This window comes from Acetobacter malorum (assembly GCF_002153605.1).
GTDB classification, from domain to species: domain Bacteria; phylum Pseudomonadota; class Alphaproteobacteria; order Acetobacterales; family Acetobacteraceae; genus Acetobacter; species Acetobacter malorum_A.
On sequence record NZ_JOPG01000001.1, the window covers coordinates 167,350 to 180,419 of the forward strand.

At 56.7% G+C, this 13,070-nt stretch carries 6 protein-coding genes; 2 read left to right on the forward strand and 4 right to left on the reverse strand.

Annotated elements, in window-relative coordinates; genetic code table 11:
- The first annotated feature begins 193 nt into the window (after window positions 1–193).
- A complete protein-coding gene (locus HK23_RS00755) occupies window positions 194–3,496 on the forward strand; it encodes a TonB-dependent receptor domain-containing protein (protein WP_086652496.1) in 3,303 nt (1,100 codons plus the stop codon).
- A 305-nt stretch (window positions 3,497–3,801) separates the two neighbouring features.
- On the opposite strand, the gene HK23_RS00760 is transcribed toward HK23_RS00755, so the two are convergent.
- The 4 genes from HK23_RS00760 to HK23_RS00775 form a co-directional block, all read right to left on the reverse strand.
- On the reverse strand, window positions 3,802–6,090 hold the full coding sequence (locus HK23_RS00760) for a TonB-dependent receptor (protein ID WP_179193750.1): 2,289 nt from the start codon (window positions 6,088–6,090) through the stop codon (window positions 3,802–3,804).
- 260 nt (window positions 6,091–6,350) lie between these two features.
- Window positions 6,351–7,295 carry a 2-hydroxyacid dehydrogenase gene (locus HK23_RS00765; RefSeq protein WP_086652497.1) on the reverse strand — a complete coding sequence of 315 codons (945 nt, stop codon included), beginning with the start codon at window positions 7,293–7,295 and terminating at the stop codon, window positions 6,351–6,353.
- A 2-nt stretch (window positions 7,296–7,297) separates the two neighbouring features.
- Window positions 7,298–8,590: an MFS transporter gene (locus HK23_RS00770; RefSeq protein WP_086652498.1), complete on the reverse strand. Its 1,293-nt coding sequence runs from the start codon at window positions 8,588–8,590 to the stop codon at window positions 7,298–7,300.
- On the reverse strand, window positions 8,591–11,017 hold the full coding sequence (locus HK23_RS00775; protein ID WP_256939997.1) for a TonB-dependent receptor: 2,427 nt from the start codon (window positions 11,015–11,017) through the stop codon (window positions 8,591–8,593). It lies immediately after the preceding gene.
- A gap of 675 nt (window positions 11,018–11,692) precedes the next feature.
- Here HK23_RS00775 and HK23_RS00780 point away from each other — a divergent pair.
- Window positions 11,693–12,988, forward strand: a complete 1,296-nt coding sequence (locus HK23_RS00780; protein ID WP_086652500.1) for an NAD(P)/FAD-dependent oxidoreductase — start codon at window positions 11,693–11,695, stop codon at window positions 12,986–12,988.
- Window positions 12,989–13,070 lie beyond the last annotated feature (82 nt).

Genomic DNA, 13,070 nt, shown 5'->3' on the forward strand with positions numbered 1-13,070 from the left:
ATGAATACACAGCCATGCGCGGCATGTCGAAAAAAAGAGCTACACCCTGAACCAAAGGTTAATACATCAGAACGATTTGGAAATCGACAAAACATCACTCGGAATGGAATCGTAACGAACATGCGGTGAAGTTGCTTGTGTCGCGGTGAAAATCATCTGCGGCCACCCGGGGCGCTATACGGAGTTTTGTTGAATGACCACTCTTCTTCTATCTGTTCGGTCTGATCAGAAGAACTGTAAACAATTTCCGTCCAGGCCAGGCCTGCGAAAAATTCTGCTTATTAGTGCCGCAGTCACAATTGCCAGCTGGAACAGCGATGGCGCAAAAGCCGCCACCACAACAGCCGCGCAGAGTTCTGTTGCCCCGACCAAAGGCAAAAAGAAGAAAACTGCCGTCAGGAAAACCGCCCCTGCCACAGCATCTTCCACCACAACACCAGCGACCGCCCCGGCAGCAACGGCCGGAACCGCAGGCACGCAACAGGCAAGTGCCGTAAGCGAAAACACCAATACAATCCAGAAGACTTCAGCGAGCACAAAGAGTAGCAAAAGCGAAGATGTGACGGTTACAGGCACCCGTCTTTCCCAGACGCGCCTGAGCAACGTCATGGCCGGCAGCACGCTGGACGCCAAACAGCTTGCCGCCCGCGGATACACCAACCTTGGCCTCGCGCTTCTGCGTGAAAACCCGGCATTTTCCGTCCCGTCGAACAGCCCCGTTGGCAGTCAGGGCGCGTGGGGAGCCGGGCAGACCTTTAGTGGGCTGCTCGCTTTGGGGGACCAGCGCACCCTTACGCTGATTGATGGCATGCGCATGGTCGGCGGCGCGACGGCCTCGCTTTATGGCGCGGGCAGCGGGTCACAGGTGGATGTGGGCACCATTCCGACATCACTGGTGAAAAAGATTGATACCCGTTACGGCGGTGCCGGTGCGGCCTATGGTGCTGACGCTGTGGCCGGTGTCGTCAACTATCAGCTCGACGATCATTTCAAAGGCCTTGATTTCAACGCACAGGGGAACTGGACCCAGAAACTGGATGGCGGGCAGGAAAAGGTTTACCTGAAATACGGCACCAGCTTTGACCATGACAAAGGCGGCATGGTCTTTGACGTGGAATATCGGAACGCGGACGGCCTTGTTTACAATGATCGCGCCAAAAGCATCGGCAGTGAAGCAGAGACCTATCTGTGGCCTGCGCTGACAAGCAATTCACCCTATTATTATGTCCTGACCCGCAATGAGCGTTTCAGCCAGCTCAGCGCCACCGGTATTCCGCTTGTTAATGGCAACCTGAATCCCTCATCTTTCGGAAAAGCGTCTGGGGGTCTTGCGGCTCCCGGCGGCGGTGTTTTGCAATTCAGCCCGAACGGGCAGTCTCTTGTTCCCCTGACAGGCACGGTCACCCGCAGTAATTATTACACCGCGGGCGGGAATGGCCTTTCCTTTGAAGATTATGACCAGCTTTATACACCGCAGAGTTCTCTGAACCTGACAACGCTGGGACATTACGACTTCACCCCTCACCTGCATGCTACATGGCAAGGTTGGTATCAGCGCGGACAGGCAAAAAGTTCTGTCAATCAGGGCCTGTATTATTCCGCCACGTTTGAAGGCAGTCCGCTAACGCACGCCGATTTTAACGCTGACCCACAAAGTTATGTTAACGGCAATCTGGTTTTAAGCACGGCCAACCCGTATCTGACATCCGCAGAGCGCGCCACCATCATCAATGGCCTGAAGGCTGCTGGCCAGCCGACAGATACATTCTACCTGTCTCGCGCCAACCAGGATTTTGGGGAAGGCGCCTTCACCACCACAAACCAGATGTATCGCTTTCAGGGCGGTCTGAATGGTGATTTCGACGCCATTGGCCGCCATTTCGACTGGAGTGTTAAAAGCGAATACAGTGAGTATCTCAGCAACACCAAAACCTTAATGGTGGACACCAACAACCTGATTAACGCGCTGGACGCCGTAACACTTCCTGATGGCTCCATTGGCTGCGCGCCGGGTTATACCAACTCCACAGCCAGAACGCGGAGCGAGACCTGTGCTCCCCTGAATGTCTTTGGGCGTGGTCAGGAAAGTGATGCGGCTCTCAAATACATTACGTCCTGGGTGAACCCCAGCAACACCAACAAGCAGCTTGACGTTCAGGCTGAAATTCACAGCACAATTTTAAAGCTGCCCGCAGGCGATGTGCGCTGGGATCTGGGTTACGAACATCGCTGGGAATCTTATGACTTCAACGCAGGCAGCATCCTGAATGGTGAGCTGCTGTCTGACGGCAGCCGCCGCCAGTATGGTGATGAAATTCCCACCCCCAACACCAGCGGGGCTTACGGCACGCATGAAGTCTTTGGGGAACTGGATGTGCCGATCGTCTCACCGGACATGCATGTGCCGGGGGCTTATCATATTTCAGCCACGGCAAACGGACGCTACATTAACAACAGCATGACCGGCAGCTACTGGACCTACATGTTTGGTGGCAGCTGGTGGCCAACCAGAGATTTCGGCTTTAGCGGGAACTATGCTCAGTCCGTGCGTAATCCGTCCGTCACGGAACTGTTCTCCCCCACCAGCCGCGTCAACAGCATGGCCAGTGACCCCTGCGCTCAGGAAGATATCGCCAACGGCCCCAACCCTGCTGTGCGTGCCGCCAACTGCGCCAAACAGGGCATTCCCAAAGGCTTTGTCTCGAATATCGTGAACTACGGTATTTACGGAACTGACGGCGGCAACGCGCATTTGCAGAACGAGGTTTCCCACAGCTATACGGGGACGCTGCATTTCATGCCGCATTTCATTCAGGGTTTGCAGCTGGACGCCTCTTTTGTTGATGTCACCATCAGCAATGAAATTGAGGATCTGGGCATCAGCGACATCATGAGCGCATGCTATGACTCTGCCTCGTTCCCCAACAAATATTGCAGCATGTTCTCCCGTGACCCGGATACCCATCAGGTTACGGATTATCGGGAAGGCTTCGTCAACATTGCCAACCAGCATATGCAGGCGCTTGAAGCCAAGCTGAACTACTACATCCCGCTGTCCCGCTTTGGTGAGCGGTTTGTCAACTGGGGTGCGTTTAATCTGGGCGTAAACTATAACCACTACATCAAGAATACGCAGACATTCCTGGGCGCAACCTACCCGCAGGTTGGCAGCACCAGCTCGCCCAAGGATTCCTTTACGGCTAATCTGGACTATATCCGTGGCCCGCTTTTCGTGCAGTGGCAGACCATCTATTACGGCCCCTCCAAATTCAACGTGACTGCGAGCGAATATGCGGAAACATTTAACAGCCGACCGGACTTCTTCTACTTCAACACGACCATTGGCTATAAGATCACGAAAAATCTTAACTTCAACTTCATGATGAACAACGTTTTCAATGCGCTGCCCAAAGGCGTGGGAACAGTGGGCCTGACACGCTATTACGATGTTATTCTTGGCCGTTCTTTCCAGGCCTCGATCGGCGTGCACTTCTGATTGAAAAAAGTATAAATTCTACTTCCCAGTAATCTATGCGCTATGGCCACTGGGCCGAACCATTGGGTCGTTACGGGTAAATCCTGTAACGACCCAATGCGTTATGGTCTTTCTCATAGGCTCGAAAACAGCGTGGGGTAGCGTGGTCCGTTCGCCGCGAGACTAACCGTCAGCCTGATCCGCTCCCCCTCACTATCGCTCTGGCGTAGGACGGCTTTCCTCCCTCCCCTGAAAACAGAGAGAAACCATCACAAATCAGAGGGACGTAAAAGCCTCATGCCACCCAGCGCTCACTGATGCAGCTTTTAGTAAGCGCAGGAAATCCGGCCCCCAATAAAGCGCGGTTCTCCGGGGATGTAGAAGTAGGTTGTGGTCGCCTGCCCGCCGCTTTCCGCAAACCGGCGGTTGAGGATATTGCGGGCATATACCGTGGCTTCCCACCGCCCGGAGGCGGAGCGGAAGGACACATGCGCCCCCAGCAGGAAATACGGCGGCAGGCGATAAAACCCGGTCCCGCCCGGTGTAATGGCCTGACTGCCGCGATACTGCCAGTCCGGCCCGAATTCCAGCGTATAGGCCCGTGCCAGCGGCTGCCGCCATTCTGCCGAGCCATTCAGCGTCAGCTTGGGCTGGCCGTTATCCACCCCGCCGAAATTATCGTTAATGGCTTTCCACACACCATGCTGTGCGTAATAGGCGTTTGTCTTGGCGCGGTTTACGGTCGGGAAATCCTGAAAATTCCCACGCTGCCAGCCAAGATTTTGCGTCAGGTGCAAATGGCTGAACGGATGCGCCTCAATGGTGCCTTCAAACCCCCAGCTTTCAGATTTGGGCGCGTTCGTAATTTCGCTCAGCGGTCCGTAATTAGGAATCAGCACCGTGCCCAGAATCTGCTGATTATGAAAATCGTTGTAAAACGCAGCACCATTGATGCGCAGCTTGTCCGGAATAGGGTCGGATTTGAAGCCCACTTCATACGTCAGCACCGTTTCCGGCTTAAACGGGTCAAGCTGCGCCTGAATCTGGGTATTGTTGGCGGTAAAGCCACCGGGCTTAAAGCCCTTGCTCATTTTATAATAAACCAGCGCATGCTGGAGCATCTGCCAGGATACGCCCACCTGCCCGGCAAATTGGTCGGAGGTGGTGCTCTCACCGTGAAAATTCGTGGTTGCGCCACCAAAAATCTGAGACTTCAGCCCCGTGATGGAGCGTTCATCCCGCTCATGCAGCAGGCCGCCCCAGATCATCACGCCATGCGGCAACCGATAGCTCAGATGCCCGAATTCCGAGAGGCTTTCCTGATTCAGACCAAAGTTGGTCGCCATCATATAGCCACGCGCGGGCTTGTAATCCGTATAGTCAAAGAAGAACCGCTGGTTCATCCGCGTGCGCTGGTAATGCGCGCCCACCACCCATTGCAGTTTGTCCTGCGTGTTGGAGGAATGCAGCCGGAGTTCCTGCGTGAACGTATTGGCGTCAATCGTGCGGTATGTATCGGCCTGTGAGAGCGCGGTGCCGTCCTGATCGGTATATTCGCCCTGCCGCTCCGTCTCAAACGCGCTGATGGCACTGACGGTCAGCGGCCCGAAATCATGGTCGATATGCAGGTCCGCGCCCCAGAACTGGTTATGTTCACTCGGCTTGATCCCGGCCTTACGGCCAATCAGTTTTGCAAATTCCGGGCGCGATGACCATTCCGCCTGCTGCCAGGACGCCATGTCCGGCAAAGGCTGCGTGCCGATCAGCCGATGCACCGGCACCGCCGTCACAACCTCGCTGTTATCCTGCGTAAAATGGCCGCCCAGCAGAATGGTGGTGTGCGCGTCGGGCTTCCAGCGGAGTTTACCGCGCAAGGCCCACAGGTCCGCATCGCCCAGATGATCCCCATTCAGCGGGTTGGTCTGCCAGCCGCCGCCATGCTGGGTCTGCCCGGCCAGACGGAAGCTCAGCCCCCGTGCCAGAGGGCCGGACACATAGGCCTCGCTGCGGCTACGGGCATAAGACGCAATGTCTTCCGTTGCGCCAAAATGCCAGACGTCCGTTGGGTCATTGGTGTGCAGATGCACTTCCCCGCCCGTGTCAGACTGTCCGTGTTCCGTGCCCACCGGACCGGGGGTCACACTGGCACCGGCAAGGTCAAACATCATTCCGCTGGTCATGGAAGAATACGGGAAGGCCACATCATCCACGTAAGTCAGCACCGGGGCCATGTTGTTCTGCGTGAAGTCATTAAACCCCACCCCGCGCAGATAGAAATTGGTGGAGGCCGTGCCGTTAATGCTTTGAATGGTCAGGTTCGGGGCCACGCGCTCCAGCCCGCGCAGTGTCACCACACCGCGCTCGGTCAGCCGCTCCGCCGTAATGCGCGTGGTGGCATCCGGGATATGCTGGGCTTCCTGATACGCAAAATCGTGCCGCCGCGCGCTGACATCCACCGCCGTTGTCTGCCGCGCCATGACCGGGCCGGGCCTGGCCTTGCTGGTGTGCCGCACCGGGCCTGCACGATGCGCCGCGCGATGAGACGCCGGAACCTCACCCTCTGCCTGTGCCTGTGCCTGTGCCGCAGCACACCAGACAGGCATCATCCCCACCATGGTCAGCGCCGTGCTGAGCCTGCTGATCCGTCTGGTTGCACCCGCTTTACGGCGGGAGGCAGCTTTTTGACCACGGTAGAAAATAAGACCACTCCCTGAGGACTCTGACGCGCACAGAATGGAAGGAGCCAGCCTCAGCCACCCTGAAAAACTGCCTCCCTATGAAGGCAGCTCCCCTGCTCTTGCAAGCTCGGAATGGCTTTCATGCTCCCTTTTTCGTGGAACCGTCACATAAACGCGTCACATCAGGGAGGGGTGCCTTAATAGCCTTTTGCCGGATCATACCGCAGGGGCACATCCTTCCCCTGCTCCAGCGCCTCAATCACAGACGCCACATACGCCGCCCGTGCAGGGCGTGAGGAATCTGCCGCAGCGTGCGGGCTGATGATCACCCGCGGATGCGTCCAGAGCGGCGAAGACGCCGGCAGCGGTTCCTTATCAAACACATCCAGCACGGCAGTATGCAGTGTGCCGTCATTCAACGCGCGCAACAGATCAGCCTCCACTACCAGCGGCCCGCGCCCGACATTGACGAGCCCGGCAGGTTTACGGAGCTGGGCCAGCACATCATACGTCACCATGCCAGTCGTCTCAGGGGTTTCCGGCAGCAGGCAGACCAGTGTGTCACACGCATGCAGAAAACCGCTCAGCCCCTTGGTGCCCGCGTAACAGGTCACACCCTCCAGCGTTTTGGCATGCCGCGCCCAGCCGGACACGTTAAAGCCCGCACGCGCCAGACGCATGGCCACCGGGGCGCCAAGGCTGCCAAGGCCCATCACCCCCACCTTCATCTCCGCAGAGGTCCGGGCGGGTGCCGTCTGCCGCGTCCAGACCTTGTCCTGCTGGCCCACGCGCCAGGTGGCGGCATCCCGCAAAATGGAGAACACCGCCCACAGCACGTAATCTTCCATCTGCAGGACAGGTTCTTCCCCGCCCATGCGGATCAACGGCACGTTTTTCGGCCAGGTTGGGTCACTGGTAATGTGGTCCACGCCGACGGCGGCACTCAGAATGGCTTTCAGGTTGACCATTTTTGCCAGCCGCCCCGGCTCGGGCTTCCACACCAGCGCGTAATCCACATGGGCCGGGTCCACCGTCGGGTCATCCCAGTCCCGCACCGCAAGCCGGGGCATGAGGCGGGCAAACAGGGCTTTCCATTCAGGAAGCGCTGCGGGGCCTCCCTGCTTGATGACCAGACACACCATGATTACCGCTCCCCACTCTTTAACGATTGTCCCCGGCCAGCATACTGCCGCGTGCAGGCCAGACACACCAGACTCAGCACCACTGTTCCCAGAAGATAAAGACCTGGAATGGCTTTATCCTGAAAATAGGTGACCAGAACAGAAAGAATCATGGGGGTAAACCCACCAAAAACCAACTGCCCCAGTGCATAGCTTAACGCAATGGCGGTTGTCCTGTTGCGCGGCAGAAAAATCTCGGCAAACAGAGCCGGGACGGACGCATAATACCCGCAATAAACAGTTGTCACCAGAAAAGCCTGCACCAGAACAAGATGCAGGCCGGACGGGGAGGCAACCAGAAAATGGAATAACGGCCACGCCATAAAGCCACCTGCTGCCGCCATAACGGCCATCATGCCGCGGCGCCCGACTTTATCCCCCAGCAAGGCAAACAGAGGCGGAAGAATAATGGTCAGAACACCTGAAACCATTGTACCCATAAAAGAGACAGCATCCCCCAGATGGAGCTGGGTTTTTGCCAGAGTGGGCATGTAGATATTCAGATAACTCCCCGTTGCCCCCGCGCTCACCAGCCCCATGCCCAGCAACAGGCGCAAAGGCTCATGCCGGATAACCTCCCGCACGGGCTGATGATTGTCCTGCCGTTTAAATTCCGGGGATTCATCACTGATCAACCGCAGCCAGGCCGTCAGCGGCCCCAGCACCATGCCAAGCGCAAAAGGCAGCCGCCAGGCCCATGCCAGAATTTGTGCCTCGGTAAACGCCTGATGCACCAGCCAGGCCACAGCGGAAGCCAGCGTGACAGCCACCCCGCCAGCCGACCACTGCAAGCTGGAATACACCCCGCGATATTTTGGGCTGCGCTCCGCCAGCATGGTGGCGGCCCCTCCAAATTCCCCACCAGCGGCAAACCCCTGTAAGAGGCGGGAAAACACCACGATTAAGGGGGCAGCCAGCCCGATTGTGCCATAGCTCGGCACAACGGCCAGAAGGCCGGTCCCGACCGTCATCAGCAAAGACGAGAGCACGAGCCCCTGCCTGCGCCCTTTTCGGTCCGCATAGGAGCCAAGCCATGCCGCGCCAATGGGGCGTGCCACAAACGCCACCCCAAAGCTGCCAAGGCTCAGCAGAAGGGAAAACCCGGCCGTTGTTGCCGGGAAAAACAGGTGAGACAGGGTTACGGCAAAAAGGCCGTAAAGAATAAGGTCATACCATTCCAGCACGCCCCCCAGAGTTGTGGCCAGCACAGAAAGCCAGAGACGGGCATTGGAGGGTGCGTGCGGCGTGTATGTCATTCAGAACCCCGAGGTGAAGCTGACAAGGCCGGTAAAATTGCCACCGGTGATGTAGGTCGGTGCACTTCCCTTGATAACAGTATGTCCGTCCGTGGCCAGCGTATTATGGGCATTGGTTGTCAGCCCCCATGCGCCGGACAGATAGTGGTTATTGCCCAGATTGGTCAGGTTCAGCTGCAACTGCGGGCGTTTGAGGAAGAACACATCGTTAAACCGGTAGCCAATGCCGAGATTAGCCGTTTCATAAGAGGGAATTTTCTCATCATTCATGAAGGTCGAATATTCAGACCCAACGTAATTGAAAGCAAAATTCCCAAACACATGCCCGTCATCATACGACAAGCCGATGGAGCCACTGAACTTCGGGCTGAGCACAGCCACTTTCCCGGCTGTGGGCAGATAGGTGCCATTGGAGGCAAGGTTGTTATCCGTTGTGGCATGCAGATACTGCCCGGAAAAATACGGTGTGAAATGATGCCAGCGCGGCAGGCTGATTTCTCCGCTGATCCCACGTGTGGTCTGCCCACCCCCGTTAAGCGACGTGGTGATGGTTGTGCCTTCCACCAGAGAGCTGCTGGTAATCTGCCGATTGGTAAAGTTGTAGTTAAAGAAAGAGAGAGACAGGTTAAAATACTTCCCGTAGTGCCGATACCCCAGCTCTTCCGCAATGGAATATTCCGGCTTCATCCCGCCTGTAACGTGCCGGGACGTCATCTGACCGGTGGAAGAACTGAACATGTCCACAGAGGGCGTAATGGCTGCGGCTTCCCGGAAGGCCGTGGTCCCGTTGATATAGACCTGATCCCGCGGCGTAATCTGATAGCTGATCGCCACGCGCGGCAGAGGCTGCGCATCGCTAAAGCCGGTTGCGTAGGTCGCACCGGGCATCAGGTTGGTTGCCGTGCGGGTAATCATGGCTTCCTTGAAACCTGCTGAAATTTTCAAACGATCATGCAACAGGGAATAGGTATCCATCAGGCTCAGCGTGTTAGTCTGCTGAATAACGTGTGCATCCCACTGTTTCAGTGCGGCACCAGACGCCGTCAGAACAGGGTCCTGCCCCCACCGGCTGGCGTTCCCTGCGGCATCCGGCAGAGAATATGTCGGGTCTTCCGCGTAATTGATGTAGGAATACCAGTAGCCAAACTGGAGGTCATTATGGCCTTTTTTCCAGTCCAGAACACTGTTGATCCCAAAAGTGGATTCATGGAACGTATCATTGGACTGCGCCACCTGAGAGGACGCAGACCCATCCGGGAACTGGAGCGGGCTGGCAGAGTCTGCCCCCAGAAACGCCTTGTTCTGGTTGAGCGTGCTGCCCCCCTGCACTGTGCCGTCCACATCAAAAATATAGGGCGTAACAGACAGGTTCAGTCCTTCCGCCAGCTTGAACTTCATCTGCACGCTGGCGCGGGCATGTTTCCATTCATACTGATGGAATTTGTAATAATTCGTATTACTACCGGTAAAATTCTTGCTGTAATTATAGTTTATGCCATAGGCGTTCCACTGCGCCATGGTGGGGTAGGTATACAGATTTTCCTGCACATCATTGTAGGACATGAAGGCGGAAATGCTGTTGCCGTCCCCCCACGCCTTCTTCGCCTTGAAGTCTATGTGCCAGCGGTGCAACCCACCCGGCCCGCGCCAGTTGGAAGCCTGCGTATCAGAAAAGGACGCAAAGCTGTGAATACCGGTATGGCCCCACTCCCCACTATCCAGCCGGAGGAACTCACGCCGCATGTTGTTGCCGCCATAGGTGAGGTCCAGCAACCCGCCAAATTTGTGGGACGGGTCGCGTAGTTTCTCGCTAATCAGGCCGCCCACGGCGCTGAATGTCGGGGCCATCAGGTCCGGCGCGCCGGGTGTCACCGTTACAGACCCGACATTTTCCGTGTCTGCCCAGCCGGAGGACGTCGGGGAGTAATACAGAACGTCCGACGGGTTCATGCCTTCCAGCTCATAGCCCAGTTCGTTCTGGTTCATCCCGCGAATGGAGACGCTCATGCGGTCCGTCGCACCCGTCGGGTCCGCCGAGGCCACGACAACACCCGGCACATTCCGCAACAGGGTCAGCGCATTGGTGGCGGGAGCCTGTGCGGCAATATAGTCGCGTGTCACACCGCTTTTTGCAAAGGGGTCTGTTTGCTTTGGCATCATGCCGCCGCCAGCGGAACGGCCTGAAACACCATTCGGCGTCAGGCCGGAACTCACCGTAATTTCTTCCGCTTTTCCCGCCATCAGGGGGCCAGCCTTACGGGCGGGCCGGGCGGCAGCAGGACTGGCAGGCACGCGGCCTGTCGCCCTGACGGGCGCGCGCTTCCGCACAGTATCCTTGCCTGTTTCCGCCTGTGCGGAGGCCGTATTGCCTGCGGCCAGAACCGCAACACAAAAAAGACTTACAGAATTTGCTGAAAGACGGCGCACGTTACGTCTCCTGTCACAGGCCAAGGCGTTGTTTGTCTGGTCTGAGAGTGTGCCACGGCCCGGAACCCCCACAGGCTCTTCGGTATACGGGGAACCGGCACCATCGCACTGGCAATTCTTCATCCCAAATTTCGGTATACCGAGATTAGTCTCACCGGATGCACGACTGTCAATCATGTTTTGAATACGGAACCATTAATTTCCGGAAACGTCGCGCTGAAAATCCACATATCCCCTTATCAGAAAAGGATTTTGTTCTTCACTCTAGGAATAATATAATATTTTCAGGCGGGATTCTCAGCTTTTCCCAAAAGCCTTCCCTCCCTGCCTATCCCATGCAGCCTCTTCGGAGATCAGGCGTCACATCTGATTCTCCCCGCCCCTTCTTTCAGAATGACAAGGCGCCCTTGAAAATCTTTCTTTCCTGCATTTTTTATGCGCTAAAACAGTCTGTTTGTTGATCTTAAAATCATACTTTAATTCTTTTTATATCTTCATTTTTCTGAAAATTGAAATCCGTTTCAGCAGTATGAAATCATAGACTCCATCAGCCAGTTTCATTCCCTTCAGCATACAAAAACTTCTTCCCAAGTTTCTCTCCTGCGTTTATCCCTATTTTCAGTATGCTGAAAAAATTCCTCTTTTAAACGCTTTGCAACGGAGATTCTGGTCATCATGACAAAGCCGTCGTCTGCACCGCTCCATTATGATGTTGTTCTGGCTGGCGGTGGCATTATCGGCCTGTGCACCGCGCTATTCCTACGTGAAAAAGGTCTCTCCGTTGCGGTGCTGGACAAAGGCCGCCCCGGTTATGAACAGTCCAGCCGCAACTGGGGCTGGGTGCGCACCATCAGTCAGGCCATGGAGGAACTGCCTCTGGCGGTTGCCAGCCGTCCGCTTTGGCAACACTGGGCAAAAGAAGGCGATTTTGGCTATACGCGCTGCGGCCTGCTCTCCCTCGCGCAGGATAAGGAAGAGTGGGAAACGCTGGAACGCTGGCTGGCCGCAGCCCGCACCCACGGATTTGATGCGCGCGAACTGGGGCAACCAGAAATCCATACTTTGCTACCGCAAAGCCGCGGGCAATGGGCTGGCGCGCTTTACAGCCCGGGGGATGGTCGGGCCGAGCCCGATCTCGCCATGCGTTTTCTGGTGCGCAAAGCGGAAGCTGCGGGCGTGACCATCCTGCCGGATACGGCTGTCAAAAGCATTGACATTCAGGGCGGCCGCGCCTGCGGGTTTGAGACTGAAACCGGGCGCATCAGCGCTTCCGCTGTTGTGGTTGCGGCAGGTATCTGGTCCCGCTGGTTGTGCAAAACGGTTGATATTGTCCTGCCACAGCTCAAAGTCATTGCCTCCGTTCTCCGCACGGAGCCTATGGAGGGTGGGCCAGACCCGATTATCGCCTCCTCCCGCTTTTCCGTGCGGAAGCGAATGGACGGCGGCTATACGGTTGCGCAACGCAATTCTTCCATCACATACGTCACGCCAGATTCCTTCCGCTTTATGCGGGAGTTCATGCCCAATTTTCTGAAACAGAAAAAACTGCTGAGCGTGCGCGTCGGCTCCTCCTTTGTGCAAGAACTCAAACAGGAACGGCAGTTCGGAAAAGGCCGCCTCAACCCGTTTGAGCAGTACCGCGCGTGTGACCCGGCCCCGGACCGCAAAACACTGGCCCGCACCATGCAACGCCTGCGGGAAGACATGCCGGTGTTTGAAAAAACCCGTGTTGCCGCCATGTGGGCGGGCGTGATTGATGTGGTACCCGACGCCCTGCCCATTCTCTCGCCCGTCGCCCGCTATCCCGGCCTGTTTGTCGCAACAGGCTTTTCTGCGCATGGGTTTGGGGTAGGTCCGGCCTCCGGCAAACTGATGGCCAACCTGATTACCGGGGAGCAGGATACGCTTGGTCGGGAACATTTCACTCTGGAGCGTTTTGGCTGCAACGGAGAAGCCTCCGGCACCCGCTGACCCCATGTTATTTCACCACAGCATGACTTTCAGATAAGAAGTCCTCATACTCGTCCCCCCCGGAACCGGCTATGATGGACCA